We start from the raw sequence: 21,573 nt of genomic DNA, 5'->3' as shown, positions 1-21,573 counted from the left end.
CGTCAGTGGGGATTGCCACCCCCGTTCCTGCCGTTCCAATAAATATTTCCGTCCAGCAAAGGTATTGCGCAGTCCAGCAAAGTTTTGTTGAACATTGTTCTTCAAAATGGGCCCGCCTTGACTTTATGGAGTGGCCTCAAATGATCGAATTGCCAAGCGTCTTCAAGCGTGTCTTGAAAACCGCGGTCTTCACGGTCAGCGCGCTTGCCTTGCTGGCCGCTTGTTCCGGGGACAGAGCGACGAACCAACTGACCGTACTTTACGTCCTGGCACCGGTGGATGGCGGCTCTTGCGTGCTGCTGGACGCCAGCGGAACAACGATTGCGGGTCCGGCGAAAACCAAGGCAGGTACCGCGACGCTGGATGTACCGGCCGTCGCCGGCATGGCCCAGCTGTCCTGTGCCGGGGGCACTTACACGGACGAGGCCACAGGCGCAACTGCCATCGGCATCCCGTTGCGCTCCTACATCGAGTTGGCGCAGAACAATGAAACGGCGGTCGTAACGCCGCTGACGGAGTTGGCGTTTCGTGTGCTGGCTGAGCGCGACCCTGGCGCCAATTACCAAAAGCTGTCCATGGCGGTAGCCTCGGCTTTTGGACTGGCTGGCATTGACATCGACAGGCAAGTTCCAGACGACCTCTCGGCCAAGCCGCTCGCAGACAGTGATGCAGGACGTTACGGCGCAGTCCTGGCCGCGCTGTCGCAGTTGCAACAGGGCGGCTCGGCGGGTAACCAGGCTTCCGCGGTGATGGACAGCCTGACTGCCGCGATGACGGCCGGCGGTCGTTTCAAGGATGGGGAGCTCAGGGACGCGGTAACAGGCGCCATGGAAAAGCTGACAGACAACAACCGGCTTCAGAACCAGGTCGCCGGCTCGGGCATGGACGTATTGCGCGACGTCTTTGAGAACATGCAGCACCAGGGCGTGGCGACGACGGTCTGGTACGTTGATGCGGACCCATCAACAACACAGTCAGGTGTGCCTGGCAGCACAGTGCCTTCTGGTGTCACCTCCAGCATTGAAATCGTGGGCCGCAACCTCCATTTCGGGCTTCACGTCACGCTCGGCGGTGTGTCGTGCCAATTGCATGATCTGCGGCCAACGCAGGACTTTGAGGTTCACTCTGAAGACGAAGTGGTCACTGCCGACTGTCCTGCGCGCGCCGCCGGCAGCGCCGAGTTGTTGGTGATGGACGATGGCGATGTCGCCTCGCGTACCACCATCACGGTTCAGGATGTGGCCAACGCGAGCGCAGTGCGTGCCGCCCTGCAGGCCAGGGCTTTTCTGCTGCAGGCTGGCACGGGGCCAGCCAACGTGTCCGGCACGGTAAGGGCCGTTGCACCCAGCATCAATGTCGGCAACGGCGCCCTGCGTTACGACCAGTTGAGGACGTTCCTGGTCAAGGGGGTTGTCGTCGAATTGCTGGACCTTGATGTCAAAGACACGGTTCTGATGGCAACATCCACCGATGCCAACGGACAGTACCAGTTCACAGGCGCACCGGCCGGCAAGAATGTGGCCGTGCGCGTCAGGGCGCAACTGCTCAAGACGCGCGACATTGGAAGCACGACCGGCGCTCAATGGAACATCTCGGTGCGCGACAACACCTTCAAAGGCAGTCCGAAGGGGATGTATTTGCTGGACTCAGTCCCGTTCACCACAATTGCCGGAAATACCACAAAAGATATCGAAGCCACGTTGGGCTTTGATGGCAACGCAAGACAGGTTCCCGCTGATGGCTCCAATCGCCTGTCCGCACCGTTTTCTATTCTCGAGGTGGCCTACACCGCAGTGACCAAGCTGCAGACCACAGACCCGAACGTCAAGCTGCCGGACCTCAACATCTACTGGAGCAAGGCCAATACAACGGTCATTCGAACGCCTGTTCAAGTCAAGCCTGAAGAAACCGAGGCCCAGAAGATTGAGAGAGGGGAAATCACGACTTCCAAGTTCGCCAGTGAGGGGGCCTTCCCGGGCTTGTTCATCCTTGGCATGGCCGATGTCGATACCGACGAATTTGATCAGGGCGTGATCGGTCATGAATTCGGTCACTATCTACAGTTCGCTTTGTCCTACTCCGACAGCCCGGGTGACAACCATGCAGCAGAAGAATTCAAGGACGCCAGTCTGTCCTACGGCGAAGGCTATGGCACGGCGGTTGGCGGGCTGTTGACAGGTAGCCCTTTCTACACCGATTCCTCGGGTCCGCTTCAGGCCACTGGCAGCCTGACGGACCTAAGAAAGGCAACTGCTGCCGGCATTCGCAAGGGTTTCTATTCGGAAGAGTCGATTGGTTACATGCTGTACAAGATGGGCAATGACTACGGCTTCCCAGCGTTCTGGAAGGCCGTCTCTGCCCTCAAGAACGTGCATCATTCGGCCACGGTCTTTGCCTTCCTGGACCAGTTCATAAAGCAAAATCCAACTGTATCGCTCTCGGATCTCTTGAGCACTGAAAACATTCGCTCCACCGATCCCTTGGGCACCTTGCCTGCGGGCTTGGCGCCTGACCCGGCGATCAACGCCACCGTCAGCATAGGCGCCAATGATCTGGAGGTGCTGTACCTGACGGTGGCGCTGGACGCCGCCAGTGGGCCAAGCGCCTCGTCCACGCTGGTCAGCACCAATTCCCCTTCGTTTTGTCTCAATCACCGGATGTCACGTTTCACGTCACTGAAAGAAAAGCCAATCAAAGCTTTTGAAAATACCTTGGGCCTGAGCCGGCGCTTCACGTTCAAATCCACCTTCACGGGCTATATGCGGCTACAGCCGGTCGACGACCGCGGCAAAGAGTTCAAGCCGCGGTATTTCAGCGTGCGCGATGAAACAGGTCAAGAGGTCAGCATCCTGGGCTATGAAAATATGAAGGACAGCCCTTCACTCATCGCAGTGACCCAGGGACGCGTGTACTCGCTCAAGTTCGTGGTCGATCCGGACAGCGTCTTCCGGGGCAATCGCTGCAATAACAACCTGAAGCTGTGGCGGGAGGCTTCTTGACATCGCTTCGTCACGCTGTTCCAGGGCCGTTGGCTGGCTCTGCGGTGCGTGCCTTGTCAGCACGGGTGTTGGGTTGGGGAATCTGCGTCTTGCTGGTCGCCTGTCAGCAAGGCAATGACATGGCTGCCACGAACCAGGCGCGTCTACCCAGCAACCAGGACGTGATCGCCCTGGCGCCGCTGGCAGAGCCCGAGCGCACGGGTGTCTGGCTCGGTGGACCAGAGCCGGTGTCGGGCAAGTTGCGAACCGGAATCGCGCTGTATGTGCGGCCATTCAGTCCGGTGCTCGGTCAACCCTTTGACCTGGTATTGCGCTTTGAGGGGGTGAGCGGCGACGACGCCTCGGTTCGGTTGAGCACCAGTGACGGCGCCCGCCTGCTACCGCAGGGAGGCGAATCGACCTGGCGGCTGACGGCCGGTGTTCCGTCGCAACTCGTTGTCAAGCTGATGGCACCTCCGGGCGACAGCTACCTGCACGTCTTTACCGCTCAGCACGGCAGACACGCGGCACGCTCGATCGCGCTGACCTTGCCGTCCGATGCACCGCAGCGTCCCGCAGGGTATCGCGGTGGCGACGCCAAGGACGCCAGTGGCGAGCCGATTGTGCGGATGCAGGCAGGACCGCAGAAATAGTCAGACCGCATGAGCCTATTTACAGCATGCTCAGGCAATCCCGTTCGGCACTTTCAGGTTCACCTGAAGTTCATCGGAGAAAGATGTTTCCGTCCGGCAAAGGTATTGCGCAGTCCAGCAAAGGTTCACCGCACCATGGCTCTTAGCATCGCTCCTGCGTGCTTCGCAACCCATCTGGAACTCATTATGAGAGACATGTTTCGTTTACTCACGATTCTGTTGTTTGCAACAACGCTTCTGGTTGCCTGCGGCGGGTCGTCCACCGGGTCGCCGGCCTCGCCGACAACAACCGTTATGGTCTACATCATCGGCGCAAATCTGGAAAGCGAAGACGGTCAAGCCAGCGCGAATATCAAGGAGATGATGGCCGTCGGTTCAACGGCCAACATGACTGTCGTTATCCAGACCGGTGGGGCGAAAAAGGATCCGGGGTCCGAAGCAGACACTGCAAAAGACCCGACGCGGGCGATTGACTGGCGCAGGGTTCAGCGTTATCAGGTGCAGAAGGGTACTCTGTCCAAACTCGATGATCTGGGGCCAGACGCCAAAGGCACCAATGTCGATATGGGAAGTAAGGCCACTCTGCAAAGCTTCTTGGCATGGGGTGTCAAGGCCTATCCGGCAGATAAATACATCGTCGTGCTTTGGGATCACGGCGGCGGCATTAACTCGGGAATAGGAAGCGATGAGATTACCGGCAACGCACTTTCTGTGCCGGCAATTCAGGAAAGCCTGCAAACAGTCTCGCAAGCACAAAACATCAAGTTTGAGATGGTCGGATTTGACGCCTGCCTGATGGCCAACGCTGAAGTGGCGGCAAGTCTGGCAAATTCGACGAAATACATGGTCGCCTCACAAGACCTGGAGCCAGGCGGGGGCTGGGCCTGGAATGGGTTCCTGAAGTTTGTCACCGACAACCCTGCAGCCACTGGCAAGGACATCGGAGCGGAAATCGCCAACTCCTATCTCGTCAAGATGAACTTGGCCAAGCAAACCGTTACGCTCTCTGTAACCGATTTGTCGAAGATGGCTGCCCTGAGTGCTGCGACCGACGGATTTGCCACTGCGCTGCAAAAATACACCGTCAACGCGCCGGCAAGTCTGATTGCCTGGAAGCAGATCGCTTTCGCTCGTGCGAGGTCTCTGGATTGGCAAACCGCTCCGATCCTTGCGATGTCCACCGACCTTGTAGACATGGCGAGTTTTCCGGCGAATGTCGTGACCAATATCAACAAATACGTTGGAGCCGATCAGCCCTTGATGGATGCGAGCGACGCCTTGTACAACGCGCTTGGCGCCGCAGTCGTTTACAAAATCCAAAACGGTAGCAACCTGCCTGCAAGTGGATTGGCCTTGTATTTCCCATCCACATTGGCTGCCTATGTTGATGGTTATCACGCGTACGCTTCAAATACCATGTTCTCCGGCATAGCGACCTTTGCAAGCAAGTACACCAACGGCAGCACCGGCCTCGTCAAAAACTACTATGATTTTTATGCCACCAACAAGGACCAACTGGAGGCTCAAGTGACGATGGACTCGACCAAGGGTAAATATGCGGCAGTCATCAGCAACGACTTTGCGTTGGTGCTTTCCGCCCATCAAGCGGATGCCTGCCAGATTTACTACGACGCAAATAAACCTCCTCAGGAGGTCCCGTGTTTTGATGCCATTCAGGAGAATGTGAACACAGCTACGGACTCCACTGGTCAGTGGGGGGTGGACTTTATCGGAACCCGGAGCTGGGCTTCTATTGAGGGGTCGGCCTATACCGTGGCCATGATTCCTGATCAAGTTGCAACGGTCGGCAGCAATATCAATAACCGCAGCTTGGTTCCGGTATATCGCTGGAACACAACATACAGTTATTGGGAGGATGGCGCTCTTTCGGTTGAGGAATACGTACCGGAAGGCGGTTCAACGACAGCCTTGCGAGTTCTTGGCTTTCAGGGAGCGCCGGGGAGTTCAAGCAACGCCGACAGGATCGCCCCCATTAAAGATGGAGATCAGTTTGCTCTGGGTGCCTACTACCGCGGTAAATACTCCGACGGCACCCCGGCGGACTACTACGTCTTCGGCAGGACGAACCGGCAAGTGACGGTCAGTGGTGGCGCCTTGAACCTCAAACGCGGTCCCATTCCCAGCGGTGGCAGTTTTGGCTATATCGTCACAGATTTGACGGGCAAGCTTTCGGTATCGAGCACCGTTGGATATCAAAATTGATACGCTTTCCCGGCGAAGGTAATTGGCGTCAATCGCCGGTAAGAGGCACTCTAGGCTGACGCCTAACCAATGGAGCATTGAATGACTTCAAAGATGTTTTTTCGGCAGAAGTTCGGTCGGCGCGCTGCCCTTGTTGCCATCACCACCGCTTGTATCACTGTGCAGGCACAGAATGACAGCATTGCCGTACCGGCAGGATTCACCGGAATGCTGCCAGGTTACCTTGCGCCCAGCGCATTGCCGAACAGCCTTGCCATGGTGCCCCCGGTTCCCGCCGCCGATTCTTCAGCCTTGATGCTGGACAAGGAGATCAGCCGCCGCAGCTTCCTCTTGCGCGACACGGCGCGCTGGGCGTTGGCCAAATCGGATGCCAACCTGAGTTTTCCGCATGCGGCTGGAACGTTTTCCTGTGCCTTGAACGCTCCTGTCAGCGAGCCCGCTACGCCCCGTCTCTACAAGTTGCTGCGCCGCACGTTGGCCGACCTCGGGGGTTCCACCTATGCCGCCAAGATTCATTACAACCGGGCTCGACCGTTCATCTGGAACCAGGAGCCCATCTGCACGCCCAACGACCGGGAGATACTGGCAAAAGACGGCTCCTATCCGTCCGGGCACACCGCTGCCGGCTGGGGTTGGGCGCTGATTCTGGCCGAGCTTTCGCCCGCCCAGAGCGACGCCATCCTGCTGCGTGGCCTGAGTTTTGGCGAGAGCCGCAACGTCTGCAACGCCCATTGGCACAGCGACGTGGTTCAGGCACGCAACGTCGCCGCCGGAACGGTCGCACGGCTGCATGCCGATGATGACTTTCGGGCTGATCTTGGTGCCGCCAAAGCCGAGCTTGCAGCAGTGCGCAGCATGGGCATGAAGCCTGATCGCGATTGCGTCGCCGAAGCGGCCGCACTGGCCATCAAACCATCGCTGGCGCAGTAAGTCTCGCTCGGCAACGGCGCAGGGACTTCAACGAGACCGGCACACGCCGCGCTTGGGTTCGGAGTGAAGATTTCAGGGACGACCGCCTGCTCTATGGGGTGCACCGGTAGTTTTCTGCCAGATTGATATCGCCTGCGCCCCGGTATCGTGGATAACTCGGATGCCGGCATAGCGGGCGCGACGAGACCGGTACGCCGTCCAATTTGGTTGCAACCAGGCCATCGGGCGCAACGCCTTTCTCGACCCAATTCATCATGGCCGTGAAAGGATCGAAAGTATCGGCACCAGCGCCCCCGCCGCAATGCTGAACACCGGGAAGGATGAAGAGCCGGGCGTTCTGCCTTGCCATCGCACCCGCGGCGCTCTCCAATTCATCCCATTTGCGGATGGTGTCGCGATGCGAATCGATGGTGTCGTCAGAACCGTGCCAAACCAGAATCTTCTTTCCTGAATCCAAGAATTGTTGGAGTCCTGCCGTCTCGGCGTCGAATTGATACTTATCTTCCAGGATCGACCGGATCCGCTCGAAATAGACCTCAACCGTAAAGTTGGCGGCCTCCCATTTGGGTTCATTGAGAACGATGTAGCGCATGTATCCAAGCCCGAGGAATTCATAAAGTTTGGACGAAAACTTCATGCTTTTGTCGCCAAAACCATAACCGTAGCCCGAGTAAACGGTACCCGAGTTGGGAAGTTCAATGTCGCTCATCAAGCTCTTGATGGCTGCCGCTTCCACAGGCGTCAGTTGAAGCGCAACCTGTACATCCTTGGCCGGATCAAATTCGCAGGCTCGCCAGTTTGAAATGATCCCATCCTGCACACCATCGAGCCTGTCGCACTTCAAAACAGCGGCCGCTGCAACCGCCTTGAGTTTGTCGTATTGCGGCAGGGGCAATTGAGAAAGACGCAACCATTGTGCGGTGACCCCCGGATCGCTACGCGTTGGCGAACCCGCGATGACCGCATCAAACTTCGTGCCGTATTTGGCGGCGGCATTGAGCGCGCCACGCCCTCCGTTGGAGCATCCCTGGTAATAGGCAAATTGGGTTGGCTTGCCGTAATAGGCCCGTGCCAGGGCTTCGCCGAAATCCCTGGCGATACCAATGGCTGTGTGAGCGTACCTTTCGGTTGCGTTCGGGTTATCAAGCAAGTCCGCGCCAGTGCGATCTCTGTGACCACCGTTGTTGCCAAGAACGATAGCGCCCGCTTTCAGGGCGGCACTGCCACCCTGCGTAGCGGTGATGTTTTGCGGGATCAATTCAGGAATCACGCCATCCATGCCACTGCCGCCTTGCTGGTAAAAGCGGCGAGACCATGTTTCGGGCAGCAGCGCCTTCATGTCATGGCGGGTCCCGATCTCAGTGGCCAAGACTTCGCAGTAGCCTGGCAACTGATCGATAGCAGGCACTGCCCTGGCAGCAGTAACGACGACATTCTCGAAATTTGTGTTCAACAGATTGACACACGCCAGCACGGGCTGGACGGCGGCGGAACTGCTGATGGATGCGCAAGCTGCCAGCATCAGGGGTAGCAACCGGGTCGACGTGACCAATATGTGTTCCAGCATGGAGGTATCCGGATTCTTGTGTCATGTGATCATAATCGTGTCACCGGTGAGGCGCCCCGTCGCGCTGTCTCATCGCAATCCGGGATGTTCAGGTACACGGTGCACGAACTGGCGCGATGGTTGACAGAAGCGGACCTTCTCCACCACGACGGCACCCGTCCTGCACGGTTTTGTAAAGCGCAGGTAGCAGCTTTGTATGACCGCTGGCAGGTCTCACAAATCGCCACGACAATCCGGGGATGCCAACCGCCGCGCCCACCTCGCCCGACTCCGTGCTGGTCGTCGATGACGACCCCGAGATCCGACAGTTGCTGCGCCAGTATCTGGAAGCCTGTGAGCTGCGCCCGCTACTGGCGGCCGGTGGCGCCGAGATGCGGCAGAACTTCCAGGAACACCGCATCGACCTCGTGGTGCTCGACGTCATGCTTGCGCAGGAGAGCGGCCTGGACCTCCTGCGGTGGCTGCGGGAGCACACGCGCGTGCCCGTCATCATGGTCACGGCGCTGAGTTCTCCGATCGATCGCGTGGTGGGCCTGGAGATCGGCGCGGATGACTACGTGAGCAAGCCATTCGAGCCACGCGAGCTGGTGGCCCGCATCCGCGCGGTGTTGCGTCGCGCGCCCGCGCGCACTGCGGGTGCGGCCGCTGACTCGACCCTGCCGGCCAGGCTGCGGTTCGGCGCCTGGCGCCTGGACACCCGTTCGCGTGAGCTGCGGCACGATGACGGCGTCCTGGTGCCGCTGTCGACGTCAGAGTACCGGCTGCTCTGCGTATTCCTCATGCACCCGCGCGTTGTGTTGTCGCGGGAACGCCTCGTGGAACTGGCGCACAAGCGCGATCTCCAACCTTCCGATCGCACAATCGACTTCCAGGTCTACCGCTTGCGCCAAAGGCTGCGGGACGCAGGCGAAGGCCAGTTCCTCAAGACCATTCGCAACAGCGGCTATGTGCTGGACGCCGACGTGCACGCGGTGCCGCCCGATGCTTGAGCGGTCGCAGCGTGCATGGGCGAGTGTGTCGCTGCGGGCGCGGCTGCTCCTGCTGCTGTTGGCCGGGCTGTTGTCGGTGCAGGCGGCCAGTCTCTGGTGGGCGCTGTCGGATCGCGCCGCCACCGCGCGCCGCGCCGCACTGGTGCAACAGGTGCAGCGCGCCGCGGACGTGGTGGCGGTCATCGACGCCGTCCCGGCGGCGGACCGCGCCGCCGTCGCGGCTGCGGTCCCGTACCCGGTCGTGCGGCTCGATGCCGCGTCCGCGCCGCAAGCCGCGCCACCGGAAGTGCTGGCCGTGGTGCGCGAGGTGTGGGGACGGCGCCTCTCCGCCCGCGCGGTATCGGTCGTCGCCACGCGCGGTCCCCTGCAGCGCGTGCGCGACTCCTCTCGCACGCAGGGGCTGCGCATCACGATCGCGACCAGCCTGCGCGACGGGCAACAGCTTCAAGCCGAGGTGGAGGTGGCGCAACCGAGGTTCCGCACCGACGGCCTGCTGGGGCCGTTCCTGCTGCTCGGCGTGGTGACGTCGCTGCTGGTGATGCTGGCGATGCGCTGGGCATTGCGTCCGCTGGAGCAGCTCGCCCGCGGTGCGCAAGCGCTGGGCGCAGGCCTTGAGGTCACGCCCCTGGCGCTGCAGGGGCCGCCCGAAGTGCGCGGCGCTGCCGAGGTGCTGAACGGCCTGCACCAGCGGCTCAAGGAGCACGTGCAAGGGCGCGTGCAGGCGCTTGCGGCCATCTCGCACGACCTGCGCACGCCGATCACCCGCCTGCGGCTTCGCGCCGAGTTGCTCGCCGATCCCGCAAGCCGAACCTCCTTCGGCCGCGATTTGCGCCAGTTGGAAGAAATGGTGCAGGGCACGCTCGACTACCTGCGCGGCATCGGCGAGACGCCACCTTTGGAGTCGGTGGATCTGGACGGATTGCTCGCGCAAGCCGTGGAGGACATCGAAGCCCTGGGCGTGGAGGTACGCAGCCCCGAGCCCACTGGGTTCGTGGTGCGCGGGCACGCGCCTTCGTTGCGCCGTGCGCTCGTGAACCTGCTGCGAAATGCCGTCGTGCATGCGTCCGAACTGGAGCTGTCGGTGGACCTGGAAGGCGAACGCGTGCGGGTTCATGTGATGGACCGCGGCCCGGGAATTCCGGAGTCCGAGATCGCGCGCGTGCTACAGCCGTTCGAGCAGTTGGATCGCTCTCGCGGCTACTCGTCCGGCGCGGGGCTGGGCCTCTCGATCACGAACGAAGTTGCAATCCGCCACGGTGGCCGGCTGCTGATCAGCAACCGGGCGGGCGGCGGCCTCTGCGCCACACTGGAATTGATCGCCGCATGAGCGGGCGCTGCAACAGGCGCGTGTGACGCGAGTTCACCAGTTGGCAACCGGGGAGCAACAATTCTTCTATAGGCTCGGTACTGACGAGATGAACAACGGAGATCCCTTGAAAATGGCTTCAACTGAAATCAGGAGCGTCAAGCTCTGGTTAGCGCTTGTTGTGTTCAGTGCTTCGGCGGCGGCGCAGACGTCCGGTGCAGTTCGAGCCGGCTCGGCTGAGCCGGTGTACAGCGTCCTGAGCCCGATCGGCGAAAGTACCGTGAAGATGATCAACATGACGCCTCGGCCGAATACCTTGGCCGGCAAGACGGTCTGCATGGTGTCGAACCGGGCATTCAAGGCCGACATCACGCTCCCGGCGATCGGGGAACAGTTGAAGCGGATCTATCCGGACATCAGGGTCGTCTCGCACACGCAGATGCCAATCGCTCCATTGCCGTCGACGCCCGACAATCCCCAAACGGATGCCGAGAAATTGCGGCTCGCGCTGAAGCAGGAAGCTTGCAGCGTGGTGATCACCGGGGATGGCGGCTGTGGGGTGTGTACACCGCGTGCCACGCAGGCGGCGGTTGTCGCCGAAAAATCGGGGATCCCGAGCGTCGTCGTGGTAGCGCCTGCTTTCAGGAAACAGGCCGAAATGACGGCGCACGACCAGGGCGTGCCGTCGATGCGCGTGGCCGTGTATCCCGGCCCGTTCGATCTCCACTCGGACTCACAAGTGCGGGAGAACGCGACCAAGGTGGTGGTACCCCAGGTGGTACAGGCTCTGACAAAGCCATTGGCCGAATTGTCCCCGAATCAGGAGGGAGCTCTCAAGGAGAAGAAGGCCCCGGAAGTGGTGTTCACGGGAACGCTCGACGAGGTCAACCGCTACTTCGCGGATTACCAGTGGAGTGACGGGATGGCGATCATCCCGCCCACCGTGGCGCGGGTCGAAGAGTTCCTGAAATACACCGGCTACGCCCGGCACGAGGAGATCGCCGTGCTTCCTTTGGCGAACCTGCGAGCCACACCGTGGAATATCGCCGTCAACGCCGTCATGGCAGGAGCGCGCCCGGAGCACATGCCGGTCATCATTGCGGCGGTGCAAGCCATCGGCGACCCTGCATACCGGCTGACCGTGACGGGCGGCAGCACACATTCACTCAGCACGTTCTATTGGCTCAACGGGCCGCTGGCCAGGCAGCTCGGGATCGACTACGGGCAGGGGCTGATCGCCGCACCCGCCAATGCGGCCATCGGCCGCGCCATGAGCCTCATCGAGAGGAACATAGCGGGTTTCCGGATCAAGGAAACGCAGATGGGCACGTTCGGCAAGCTGCAATCCTGGGTCCTGGCCGAAGACGAAGAAGCCCTGAAGAACATCGGCTGGGAGCCGGATCACGTGGAAAGAGGATTCGACAGGAACGCGAATACGGTAGCAGCCGCGAGCAGCTCGTTCATGGGGCAAAACGTCATCCCATCGACCTCCGACCCCAAGATCCTGATGCAGATCCTGGCCTACGCAATCACCTACAACGAAGCCTTTGCCACCGGCATGATCGATTCGCCGCGAACGCTGCTGATCACGCCGGGCACTGCCGAAGTTCTCGCAAAGGGCGGCTATACGAAGAAGAAGCTGATCGAAGAATTGGTGGACACGGCGAGAAAGCCCACGTACGAGTGGACCTTCTCCAAGGTGTACGGCTCCTACGGCCGGATATTCCGGTCCTTCGAGGCGGAAGTCGAGCGAGATCTCAGGGATCCGCGCGCAGCGAAAGGGAAACTGCCGCCGTGGTATCCGAGAACACCTGGATGGGAAGAAATCAAGACGATGCCGTCGATTGCGCGCAATGGCATCCGGATTCTCGTCTGCGGCGACCCGAGCAGAAACAAGGCGCAGGTTCTGGCCGGCGCCACGGGAAAAGCCGTGAAGCAGGTGAACCTGCCCGCGAACTGGGACGAGCTCATGGACAAGGCGGGATATCGCCCGCTGAAGGAATTCGTGATCCAGTAGAACAGCCGGCCGGCAAGGAGAATCTCATGACATCCAGAAGACTCATCGCGCGTTCGTTTCTTCTCGCTTGGGTAGGCGACTCGCTCATCTTCACCCTCCGGAGCGAGGCAGGCGAGCCAGGCAAGGCCGGGCGGTATCCGTTTGTGACTGCCCAGGAGTTGAAGAAGCTGATCGACTCCAGCGCAACCCAGGATATCGTCGTCGTCGATACCCAGCCGAGCGAGTACTTCCAGGAAGCGCACCTGCCCGGTGCCGTCAATCTGCCCTACGCGGACAGGATCAGGACACCGGTGAACCTTCCCCGCACAAAGACCCTGGTGCTGTACTGCCCGTGTGAGCAAGAGGAAGAGTCGACCGCAATGGCGACGAAACTGGAGAAGCTGGGGTACACGCGATTGAAGATTCTCCAGGGCGGCTTGCCCCGATGGCGAGAACTGGGATATCCAACCGTAGGAAGCACCAACGGGCGGGCTGAGAAACGCTAGGCCGGGGGAAGGTTGTATGCAGCGAGCTTTGCTTGCGTTCATGGTTGCCACGAGCATCGCGGCGTCCGCTCCAGACTGCCTGGCGGCGCCACCGAACACCGTGTCGGGCCGCGCCGTGGGAGAGATGATTCCGTCCTTTCCGGTCCTGGACGTGACCGGGCCGCACAAGGGCAATTCGGTCTGCTACGTATGCGAATCGAAGGATGCCCCCCTGGTTCTTGCGTTTTTCCGGGAAACGGGGAATGAAACCGCGAGCTTGGTAGGCAAGCTCAATGACCTTGCGAAAGATCAGAACCTGAGGGTAGTCGCGGTCATGATCGAGGGGCCAGACAGCCAGCCCTGGCTCGAAAAATTGGCAGAGGAAAATCACATCACGATCCCCTTGACCGTGTTGCGCAATGGGAAGCACGACGTCGCCATCAAGCTTTACAAGCTGAATGCCAGCGTGAGCAACACGATCCTTGTCAGCGCGAAGCGCAAGGTCACGGCGAACTTCGTCAATGTGAAGGTGCAGAACTTCGGCAGGGTAACGAATGCGGTATCCCGCGTAGTCGGTCAGAAATAAATGCCGGCGCACCCCTCCCGTCCCATCGCACCGATACTTGGCCGGCTCGTTCTGGTCGCTTGCCTGATCTTGCTGCCTAACGCTTTTGCTGCCGATTCGTCGGCCCTGCCCAGGATCAACAGCAAGGAAATTCAAGCGCTGCTTGCAAAGAACAAAGGGAAGGTTGTGCTGCTCCACTTCTGGGCTACCTGGTGCGCTCCCTGCACAGTTGAATTTCCGGCTCTCGTGAATCTCTATGGCGGGTACAAGGCAAGAGGCCTTGAAGTGGTCGCTGTCTCCCTGAACGATTTCTCCGAAACCCAAGCCGTCATGAGGTTCGTCCGCGCGCAGAATCCGGCATTTCCGTTATTCATCGCCGGGACGGTAGAGGACACGTTCTACCGTTCGGTCGACCAGCGATGGTCCAGCGGAGTGCCGTTGTCCCTGATTTACGACAAGACGGGCAAGCTGCGCTACTTCCATGACGGTGCGCGCACGTTCACTCAATTCGAACAGGACATCCAGTCCTTGCTTCGTTGATCCAGCCGAGCGGGTCCACGATTTCCTCCCTACCCGATGTTCAATTTGACGCGCAGATTGCGCGCGATGCGGCCCCGCAAAGTGGGTGTCACTTCGCCAGCTTGAGGCCGGCGATCACGGCGGCCACGATCTGCTCGGGGTGGCTGCGCACGTCAAAAGTCTGTGCCTTCTCCTGTGCATCCGGCGTTTCCAGGGTCGCCAACTGGCTCTCCAGCAAGGACAGCGGCATGTAATGGCCGGTGCGCGCCGCCATGCGCTGCGCCAGAAGTTGCCGCCCGCCTTGCAGGTGCACCAGGTGCAGGTCGGGCGCAGCCTGGCGCAGGATGTCGCGGTAAGCGCGCTTGAGCGCCGAGCACGACAGCACCAGGCCCAGCCCGGCGGCCCGCGCCGCCGCGATGCGCCGCGCCAACGCCTGCAACCAGCCCAGGCGGTCGGCATCGGTCAAAGCCACGCCGGCGGCCATGCGGGCCACATTGGCGGCCGAATGCAAGCTGTCGCCTTCCAGAAATTCCAGTCCCAGAGTCGCCGCCAGTTGTGCCCCCACGGTGCTTTTGCCGCTGGCGCTGACGCCCATGACGACAAAAATAACCGGACCCCTATTCATGCAGGACGAAGGCCCAGTCAGGACGCGCAACGCGGCACGATCTTGACGTTATTGAGTTTTTCCTGCGCCTCGAACAGCGAGGCGATCAGCCTGTCGCCGTAGCCGGCATTGACGGCCTGGATCAGGCTTTGGTGCGCGGCCTCGCCCATCAGGCTGGCGACCGGCAACGTTTCGGCCAGGTGCGTGTAGTAGCGCAGGTCTTTCTGGGCATTGGCGATGGCGAACTTGAACCCGGTCAGGTCGCCGGTCTTGAGGGTTTGCGCCGTCATCATCTGGAAAATGCCGCTGTTCACGCCGCCGGCAGAAACCACGTCGTAGAGCCGGTTCAGGTCGATACCGCTTTTGGCCGCCACGGCAAAGGCCTCGGCAATGGAGGCTGCGAAGCTCATGGCCATCATGTTGTTGACCAGCTTGAGCACGTGCCCGTGCCCCGGTGGGCCGACATGGAAAATGTTTTCGCAAAATGCCTTGAGCACCGGCTCCAGGGTTTTGAAGTCCTGCGGCGTGGCGCCCACCATGGTGTTGAGCCGGCCCTCTTCCGCCTCCTTGGGCGTGCGCGTCAGCGGCGCATCGATCAGCGTGATGCCCCGGGCGGCCAGATCGCTGCGAATCCGAGCGCTGGAAGCGGGCTCGGCGGTGGAAGTGTCGACCACCATCAGGCCGGCGCGCCCGCAGCCCAGCAAGCCGTCCTGGCCATAGACGATCTGCTCCACCTGCGGCGAGCCGGTGACGCAGATGAAGACGATGTCCGAGGCCTGCGCGCAGGCCGCATTGGTGTGGGCCTCCTGCGCGCCGGCGGCAATCAGATCGGCCAGATTGTCGCGATTGCGGTTGACCTTGAAGCTCAAGGCATAGCCCTTGGCCAGCAGATTTTTGGCCATGCCATGGCCCATCATGCCGATGCCGATAAAGCCGATTCTTGGTTGTGCCATACGCTATTTCCCTTGAGTCAGTCTGTGCTGTTTAGCCGATTGTGTTGAGGTAAACCGCGTACAGGGAACTGGTGGCGCAGATGAACAAGCGGTTGCGCTTAGGCCCGCCGAAGCAGACGTTGGCAACCGTCTCGGGCAGCAGGATTTTGCCCAGCAGAGTGCCGTCGGCGGCGTAGGCGTGCACGCCATCGGCGGCGCTGCACCACAGCCGCCCCTGCTGATCGACGCGAAAGCCGTCGAACAAACCGTTAGTGCACACCGCAAACAGACGCGAGGACGTCAGGCGACGCCCATCCGGGCTGACCTTGAAGGCGCGGATATGGCGCGGTCCGTCGGGGTCGTGGCTGGCGCCGGTATCGGCAATGTAGAGAATCGATTCATCGGGCGAAAAAGCCAGGCCGTTGGGCTTGACGAAGTCGTCCGCCACCCGCTCCACCGCACCGCTGGCGGGATCGACCCGGTAGACGTGGCAGGCGCCGATTTCGCTCTCGGCCAGCGCGCCTTCGTTGGCCGAAAGAATGCCGTAGTCGGGGTCGGTGAACCAGATTGAACCGTCCGAGCGCACCACCACATCGTTGGGCGAATTCAGGCGCCGGCCCTGCCAGCGATCTGCCAGCACGGTCTGCGTGCCGTCGTGTTCGGTGCGCAGCACGCGCCGCGTCAAGTGCTCGCAGGTGACCAACCGCCCGTCACGGTCCACCGTGTTGCCGTTGGCGTTTTGCGCCGGTTGCCGAAACATGCCGACGCTGGCGTTGCGCTCGTCCAGGCGCAGCATGCGGTCGTTCGGGATGTCGGACCAGACCAGCGTGCCGTGCGCGGCAAACCAGGCCGGCCCCTCGCACCAGCGGCCACCGGTCCAGAGGCGCTGGACGCGCTCCGAATGTTCCAGACAAGACCTAAATGCCGGCTCGATCACCTCGAAGCCGGTGCCCTCCAGGATTCCAAATGAACTCATGCTGGTGCTTCCTTCCGATAAAAACTTCAGCGTTTGGCGGGTGAACTGGCGGCCACGATCACGGCGATGATGATGAGTCCGGTCAGCAACATGCGCAGACCCGGCCCGGCCCCCGCGGCGTTGAGCATGGCCACCAGCAAAAACATGAACATGGCGGCGCCCCAGATGCCAGGCACGCAGGGCGCGCCGCCGCTCACCACGGTGCCGCCTATCACCACCACGGCGATCGTCAGCAGCAGGTATTCCTGCCCCTGGTCCAGCGAATTGCCGCCGGCAAAGCCGGAGATCAGGGCGCCGGTCAGGCCGGCCAGGCCGGCGCAAATGACGTAAGCCCAGAAGCGGGTGACCTGCACCCGCAGACCGGCCAAGCCAGCGGCACGCTCGTTCTGCCCCACCGCCTCGATGGAGCGGCCCAGCACGCTGCGCCGTAGCATGACTGCGATGCCAACGGTGACCAGCAGCGCCAGCAAGGCCAGCAGCGGCAGGCCCAGCAGCCGCAGCGCCATGAGATCGGAAAACAGGGGCGGCGGCTTGATCTTCAGCCCGCGGCCGATCGAGATCGCCACCGACATCACAATCAGCGAGCCGGCCAGGGTGGCGATGATTGGCGGAATATTCAGCACACGGATCAGGCCGAAGTTGAAGACGCCCACCGCCACGCCCACCAGCACGGCCGCCAGCAGACCGGGCAGCAGCATGGCGTTGTTGCCGTCCATCACGATCATCGCCACCGCGCCCGACAAGGCGATGGAGGACGGGATGGAGAGGTCGGCGTTGCCGGGGCCGACGCTGATGACCAGCATCTGGCCCAGCGACACCAGCACCGTGAAGGCGGAAAAAGTCAGGGCCGCCGTCAGCAGGTCGCCGGAGCCATGGCCCTGACCCGAGAACACGGTGGCGGCCCAGGCCAGCACGGCGGCAACACAGGAACCGAGCCAGGGCCGGCCGGCGCCCCAGCGCCGCCAGCTGGCCAGCCTGGACATGGAATTGGAAACAGCGTTCATGCGAATTGCTCCAGCCGGTCGATCGCCGTGCGCAGGCCCAGCACCAGGATCAGAATCAGTCCCTGCATGCCGACCTGCCAGTCCGGCGCGATGTCCAGGAAGGTCAGAAAAGAGGCCGCCAGTGTCATGGTCAAGGCACCGATCACGGCGCCCACCGGCGAGACATAGCCGCCGACGAATTTCCCGCCACCCAGGATCACGGCGGCAATCGAGACCAGCGTGTAGCGGGCGGCAATGTTGGGATCGGCGGAGGTGGTTTGCCCCACCAGCATCAAGCCGGAAATGACGCCGAACAGGCCGGCCAGGGCGTAGACGCCGGCGCGCAACCGCACCAGCGACCAGCCGACCCGCGCCACCGCCGCCGGATTGCCGCCCAGGCCGCGCACCAAGGTGCCGAAGGCGCTGCGCGTGATCAGCAAGTGGCCCACTACGGCGGCCAGCACCGCCATCCAGATCGGCATCGGTAGCCACGGCGTGCGGTACGCCATGGCGCTGCTCAGCCAGTCCGGCGCCAGGCCGCCGGGCGTCGGCAGCAGCAGCACGGCGCAGCCCAGCCAGACAAAAGACAGGCCCAGGGTGACGACGATGGAGGGCAGGCGGCGCGACTCGATCACCGCGCCGGCCAACGCATAAGCCGCTATCGCGGCCAGCAGCGCCAGCACGGCCACGGCCGGCCGCGTCGGCAACAAGGTGGCGCCTATGCTGGCCACCAGCGAGACGAACGGGCCGATCGACAGGTCCAGATCGCTGACCGCCAGAATCATCATCTGCGCCAGCGTCGCAAACATCAGGGGGATGGCCAGGTCCAGCAGCAGATTCAGGCCGAAGTACGACATGGCGCGCGGCTGGCGCCAGAATACCGCCGCCAGCAACAAGCCCAAGGCCAGCACCGGCAAGAAGCCATGCAGCAGTTGCACGCCGCGCTTCGCAAACAGGGGGCTCACTGGAGTACCTTCGTGCTGCGCACTGCGGTGCGAGCTTGCTTGGGAACGGCCCGGCGCGGCGCTCATGCGGCAGTCTCCTGGAAAGACATGTTCAGCACCCGCTCTTCGCTCAGCTCAGCCCGTGTCAGCTCACCGACCACGGCGCCCATGTTGAAAACATAAACCCGGTCGCAATGAAACAGCTCATCGAACTCGGTGGTGTACCAGATGAAGGTGCGCCCCTGGCTGGCCTCCTCGGCAATCAAGGCATAGACATCGTGCTTGGTGCCGACGTCGACGCCGCGCATCGGGTCGTCCATCAGGATGATGGGCGCGCTGGACCCCAGTGCCCGGGCGAACAGCACTTTTTGCTGATTGCCGCCGGAGAGCGAGAGAATCGGCAGCTCCAGGTCCGGCGTCACCAGACCCAGGCGCGAGCGCCAGTGCTGGGCCTGCGCGCGCTCCTGCTTCAGATCGATCAGCCGGTGGCGGCGCAATTGCGGCAACCAGCCGACGCTCATGTTGCGCGCGATCGACCACAAGGCAAAGACACCGTCGGTCTGGCGGTCGCCGGCGACAAACGAGGTGGCAGCGGCCACCGAGACACCGGGCTCGGCCCGGCCGCCGGAGGCCGCCTGCAAACGCAGCAGCAGCGCAGTCTGCCCATGGCCGGCCAGGCCGGCCAGGCCGATGATTTCACCGGCCGCCGCCGTCATCCCGACCGGCGCCGGGCCGCTTGCGGCCACCTGCACCACCCGCTGCGCCGTTGCTGGCCCGGCGTTGCCGGTGGCCTTGGCGGCAACGCCGCCAGATTGCTCGTCCTGGCCCATGGCGGCAACCACCCGGTCGCGGCTGGTTTGGCCGGTGGCCACCGACTCCACCACCTGACCGTCGCGCATCACCACGATGCGATCGGTCACGGTGAAAATTTCGCGCAGCTTGTGGGAGATCAGGATGCAGCTTTTTCCCTGCGCCACGAATTCGCGGATGTAGGCCAGCAGCTGGGCTGCCGCCTGGCTGTCCAGCGACGAGGTCGGCTCGTCCAGAATCATCAGTTCCAGCGGCAGCAGTCCCGGCGTGAAAGCACGGGCAATCTCGACCATCTGGCGCTTGCCGATGGGCAGCTCGCCCACCACCTGGTCGGCGCGCAAGCCATGGCCCGGAAAGATGCGGTCCAGCGTTGCCGTCAATTGGGCGCCGGTCTTTTGGCGCCAGTTCCAGCCCTTGAACTGCGGCTGGGCGATGCGCATGTTCTCGGCCAGCGAGAGATTGGCGCACAGAGACAGTTCCTGGTAGACCGAACGCACGCCCAGGCCCTGGGCGGCGCGCACGTCCCATTCGGACTGCGGCGCTCGACCGGCCAACAGCAGTTCCCCGCGATCGGGTTTCAGGGTGCCTGAGAGCACATTCATCAGGGTCGATTTGCCGGCACCGTTGTGTCCCACCAGTCCTATGCATTCGCCGCGCCTGATCTGGAGGTCGACGCCGCGCAAAGCCTGCACCGCGGCAAACGCCTTGGCCGCCTGCCGCACTTCGAACACTGTTTCAGAAGTCAAATTTGTCACCCTGTGTTTCCGGTCGATCAAACCAAACCGGCCCGGCCTTCACTTGAGGGCCGGGCCGGCTCAGTCGCGCACTATTTCAGCTTGGCCAGGAAATCCATCACTTCCTTTTGCGAGTACTCGACGTTCACCACGCCACCGGGTTCGGTGTTCTTGAGCGAGGCATCCAGCGTCTGCTGCGTCACCACGCTCAGCGGCAGCTTCATGTCCTTGGGCACCTTGGCGCCGGCCAGGATCTGCTGTGCCACCCAGAAGGCAAAGGTCGAAGCGCCCGGTGCAATGCTGGCCGACATGGTCTGGTATTTGTTGGCGTCGCGCTGCTCTTTCCACCAGGTCAGTTCGTCATGGCGATTGCCGAGGAAGATGACCGGGGTCGGCCGCCCTGCCGCCTTGAAGGCCTGGGCCACGCCATAGCCGTCACCGCCCTGGGTCGCCACCGCCGTCACGGCCGGCAGGGTCGAGAGAATGGCCGAGACTTCCTTCTGCGCCACCGTCTGGGTCCAGTTGCCTGGGGCCGATCCGACGATCTTGTATTGCGGGTGTTTCTTCACGCCGTCGACAATGCCCTGGTGAATTTCGTCATCCACGAAGACGCCCGCCAGGCCCCGCACTTCCAGCAGGTTGCCCTTCAGGCCGCGGCTGGCAAAGTAGTCGATCTGCATCGCCCCCAACTGCTTGAAATCGACCGCGATGCGGTAGGCGCAGGGTTCGGTCACGATGCCGTCGAACGACACCACCACGATGCCCGCATCGCAGGCTTTCTTGACGGCGCCATTGAGCGCCGTCGGCGAGGCCGCATTGACGACGATGGCATCAAAGCCCTGCAGAATCATGTTCTGAATCTGTGCCGCCTGCTCGGTCGCCTGGTTCTCGGCGGTGGTGAAGCTGGGGGCTTGTGCCACGACCTTCTTGGCCACCGCTTCCTTGGTGATCTTGTCCCAGCTCTTGAGCATGGTCTGGCGCCAGGAATTGCCGGCAAAGTTATTCGACAGCGCAATCTTCTTGCTGGCGGTATCGGCCGCCGTGGCCGGCAGTTGGGTCGCAACCGCCAGCAAACAACCGAGTGCCAGGGTGCGGAGCGTGAATCGACGATTTTTCATTTAAGTTCCTTCTCCTGAACCGGCGGACCCGGTCTCAGGTGTTTGCTAAAAAAAATGCCCGTCCGACAAGCCACGGCTCATGCCGGTCGTCAGAGGTACCACGTCGGCAGAACGGCGCAGCCAGGCAAACGCATGTCAACACCTGAAAGGCCGGCTGGCACGACTGACTTCCGTCGAAGGCAAAGCACCGGTCGGCTTACATCGTATTGAAATATCATCATACCAATGGCCATTGCCAACTGGATACCGGTAGAAACCCTG

At 61.9% G+C, this 21,573-nt stretch carries 18 protein-coding genes; 10 read left to right on the top strand and 8 right to left on the bottom strand.

The annotated features are described in order from the left end of the window. Nucleotides 1-473: 473 nt before the first annotated feature. The 4 genes from PHS32_RS09980 to PHS32_RS09965 all read left to right on the top strand — a co-directional run bounded on the left by PHS32_RS09980 (nt 474) and on the right by PHS32_RS09965 (nt 6,784). A complete protein-coding gene (locus PHS32_RS09980) occupies nt 474-2,999 on the top strand; it encodes a hypothetical protein (protein ID WP_301078798.1) in 2,526 nt (841 codons plus the stop codon). Nucleotides 3,000-3,118: 119 nt separating this feature from the next. Then, on the top strand, nt 3,119-3,631 hold the full coding sequence (locus PHS32_RS09975; RefSeq protein ID WP_301078797.1) for a hypothetical protein: 513 nt from the start codon (nt 3,119-3,121) through the stop codon (nt 3,629-3,631). Between the two features lie 195 nt (nt 3,632-3,826). Next, the gene (locus PHS32_RS09970) at nt 3,827-5,854 is read left to right on the top strand and encodes a clostripain-related cysteine peptidase (RefSeq protein WP_301078796.1); all 2,028 of its coding nucleotides are present in this window, start codon (nt 3,827-3,829) and stop codon (nt 5,852-5,854) included. An 81-nt stretch (nt 5,855-5,935) separates the two neighbouring features. Next, complete coding sequence (locus tag PHS32_RS09965) at nt 5,936-6,784, top strand: phosphatase PAP2 family protein (RefSeq protein WP_301078795.1); 849 nt, start codon at nt 5,936-5,938, stop codon at nt 6,782-6,784. 91 nt (nt 6,785-6,875) lie between these two features. Here PHS32_RS09965 and PHS32_RS09960 read toward each other — a convergent pair whose 3' ends face one another. Beyond that, nucleotides 6,876-8,351 carry a tannase/feruloyl esterase family alpha/beta hydrolase gene (locus tag PHS32_RS09960; RefSeq protein ID WP_301078794.1) on the bottom strand — a complete coding sequence of 492 codons (1,476 nt, stop codon included), beginning with the start codon at nt 8,349-8,351 and terminating at the stop codon, nt 6,876-6,878. Nucleotides 8,352-8,590: 239 nt separating this feature from the next. On the opposite strand from PHS32_RS09960, the gene PHS32_RS09955 reads away from it, so the two are divergent. The 6 genes from PHS32_RS09955 (at nt 8,591) to PHS32_RS09930 (ending at nt 14,232) form a co-directional block, all read left to right on the top strand. Then, nucleotides 8,591-9,340 carry a response regulator transcription factor gene (locus PHS32_RS09955; RefSeq protein WP_301078793.1) on the top strand — a complete coding sequence of 250 codons (750 nt, stop codon included), beginning with the start codon at nt 8,591-8,593 and terminating at the stop codon, nt 9,338-9,340. Continuing rightward, entirely contained in the window at nt 9,333-10,667 is a 1,335-nt protein-coding gene (locus tag PHS32_RS09950) for an ATP-binding protein (RefSeq protein ID WP_301078792.1), read from the top strand. Before PHS32_RS09955 ends, PHS32_RS09950 begins: the two co-directional genes overlap by 8 nt. A gap of 112 nt (nt 10,668-10,779) precedes the next feature. Further along, complete coding sequence (locus tag PHS32_RS09945; RefSeq protein WP_301078790.1) at nt 10,780-12,663, top strand: hypothetical protein; 1,884 nt, start codon at nt 10,780-10,782, stop codon at nt 12,661-12,663. Nucleotides 12,664-12,689: 26 nt separating this feature from the next. Beyond that, entirely contained in the window at nt 12,690-13,148 is a 459-nt protein-coding gene (locus PHS32_RS09940; RefSeq protein WP_301078789.1) for a rhodanese-like domain-containing protein, read from the top strand. 16 nt (nt 13,149-13,164) lie between these two features. Beyond that, nucleotides 13,165-13,713 carry a hypothetical protein gene (locus PHS32_RS09935; protein ID WP_301078788.1) on the top strand — a complete coding sequence of 183 codons (549 nt, stop codon included), beginning with the start codon at nt 13,165-13,167 and terminating at the stop codon, nt 13,711-13,713. Continuing rightward, the gene (locus PHS32_RS09930; protein WP_301078787.1) at nt 13,714-14,232 is read left to right on the top strand and encodes a TlpA disulfide reductase family protein; all 519 of its coding nucleotides are present in this window, start codon (nt 13,714-13,716) and stop codon (nt 14,230-14,232) included. Nucleotides 14,233-14,320: 88 nt separating this feature from the next. On the opposite strand, the gene PHS32_RS09925 is transcribed toward PHS32_RS09930, so the two are convergent. The 7 genes from PHS32_RS09925 to PHS32_RS09895 form a co-directional block, all read right to left on the bottom strand. Further along, nucleotides 14,321-14,836, bottom strand: a complete 516-nt coding sequence (locus PHS32_RS09925; protein WP_301078786.1) for a gluconokinase — start codon at nt 14,834-14,836, stop codon at nt 14,321-14,323. A gap of 17 nt (nt 14,837-14,853) precedes the next feature. Next, nucleotides 14,854-15,768 (bottom strand): NAD(P)-dependent oxidoreductase, encoded by a 915-nt coding sequence (locus PHS32_RS09920; RefSeq protein ID WP_301078785.1) that lies wholly within the window; start codon nt 15,766-15,768, stop codon nt 14,854-14,856. Between the two features lie 31 nt (nt 15,769-15,799). Next, nucleotides 15,800-16,723, bottom strand: coding sequence for an SMP-30/gluconolactonase/LRE family protein (locus PHS32_RS09915; RefSeq protein ID WP_301078784.1), 924 nt, complete (start codon nt 16,721-16,723; stop codon nt 15,800-15,802). Between the two features lie 26 nt (nt 16,724-16,749). Further along, nucleotides 16,750-17,727 carry an ABC transporter permease gene (locus PHS32_RS09910; protein WP_301078783.1) on the bottom strand — a complete coding sequence of 326 codons (978 nt, stop codon included), beginning with the start codon at nt 17,725-17,727 and terminating at the stop codon, nt 16,750-16,752. Then, nucleotides 17,724-18,737: an ABC transporter permease gene (locus PHS32_RS09905; protein ID WP_301078782.1), complete on the bottom strand. Its 1,014-nt coding sequence runs from the start codon at nt 18,735-18,737 to the stop codon at nt 17,724-17,726. Before PHS32_RS09905 ends, PHS32_RS09910 begins: the two co-directional genes overlap by 4 nt. Further along, nucleotides 18,734-20,215: a sugar ABC transporter ATP-binding protein gene (locus PHS32_RS09900; RefSeq protein ID WP_301078781.1), complete on the bottom strand. Its 1,482-nt coding sequence runs from the start codon at nt 20,213-20,215 to the stop codon at nt 18,734-18,736. The genes PHS32_RS09905 and PHS32_RS09900 overlap by 4 nt, the downstream gene beginning before the upstream one ends. A gap of 71 nt (nt 20,216-20,286) precedes the next feature. After that, complete coding sequence (locus PHS32_RS09895; RefSeq protein ID WP_301078780.1) at nt 20,287-21,312, bottom strand: ABC transporter substrate-binding protein; 1,026 nt, start codon at nt 21,310-21,312, stop codon at nt 20,287-20,289. Nucleotides 21,313-21,573 lie beyond the last annotated feature (261 nt).

This window comes from Rhodoferax sp. (assembly GCF_028714215.1).
Taxonomy (GTDB): Bacteria; Pseudomonadota; Gammaproteobacteria; order Burkholderiales; family Burkholderiaceae_C; genus Rhodoferax.
The sequence above is the reverse complement of the archived record's forward strand: the minus strand, read 5'-3'. Positions and strand labels throughout refer to the sequence as shown.

Coding starts and splice junctions, on each gene's coding strand:
- PHS32_RS09975 (WP_301078797.1), top strand. CDS start 3,119: ATGGCTGCCACGAACCAGGCGCGTCTACCCAGCAACCAGGACGTGATC.
- PHS32_RS09970 (WP_301078796.1), top strand. CDS start 3,827: ATGTTTCGTTTACTCACGATTCTGTTGTTTGCAACAACGCTTCTGGTT.
- PHS32_RS09965 (WP_301078795.1), top strand. CDS start 5,936: ATGACTTCAAAGATGTTTTTTCGGCAGAAGTTCGGTCGGCGCGCTGCC.
- PHS32_RS09960 (WP_301078794.1), bottom strand. CDS start 8,351: ATGCTGGAACACATATTGGTCACGTCGACCCGGTTGCTACCCCTGATG.
- PHS32_RS09955 (WP_301078793.1), top strand. CDS start 8,591: ATGCCAACCGCCGCGCCCACCTCGCCCGACTCCGTGCTGGTCGTCGAT.
- PHS32_RS09950 (WP_301078792.1), top strand. CDS start 9,333: ATGCTTGAGCGGTCGCAGCGTGCATGGGCGAGTGTGTCGCTGCGGGCG.
- PHS32_RS09945 (WP_301078790.1), top strand. CDS start 10,780: ATGGCTTCAACTGAAATCAGGAGCGTCAAGCTCTGGTTAGCGCTTGTT.
- PHS32_RS09940 (WP_301078789.1), top strand. CDS start 12,690: ATGACATCCAGAAGACTCATCGCGCGTTCGTTTCTTCTCGCTTGGGTA.
- PHS32_RS09935 (WP_301078788.1), top strand. CDS start 13,165: ATGCAGCGAGCTTTGCTTGCGTTCATGGTTGCCACGAGCATCGCGGCG.
- PHS32_RS09930 (WP_301078787.1), top strand. CDS start 13,714: ATGCCGGCGCACCCCTCCCGTCCCATCGCACCGATACTTGGCCGGCTC.
- PHS32_RS09925 (WP_301078786.1), bottom strand. CDS start 14,836: ATGAATAGGGGTCCGGTTATTTTTGTCGTCATGGGCGTCAGCGCCAGC.
- PHS32_RS09920 (WP_301078785.1), bottom strand. CDS start 15,768: ATGGCACAACCAAGAATCGGCTTTATCGGCATCGGCATGATGGGCCAT.
- PHS32_RS09915 (WP_301078784.1), bottom strand. CDS start 16,723: ATGAGTTCATTTGGAATCCTGGAGGGCACCGGCTTCGAGGTGATCGAG.
- PHS32_RS09910 (WP_301078783.1), bottom strand. CDS start 17,727: ATGAACGCTGTTTCCAATTCCATGTCCAGGCTGGCCAGCTGGCGGCGC.
- PHS32_RS09905 (WP_301078782.1), bottom strand. CDS start 18,737: ATGAGCGCCGCGCCGGGCCGTTCCCAAGCAAGCTCGCACCGCAGTGCG.
- PHS32_RS09895 (WP_301078780.1), bottom strand. CDS start 21,312: ATGAAAAATCGTCGATTCACGCTCCGCACCCTGGCACTCGGTTGTTTG.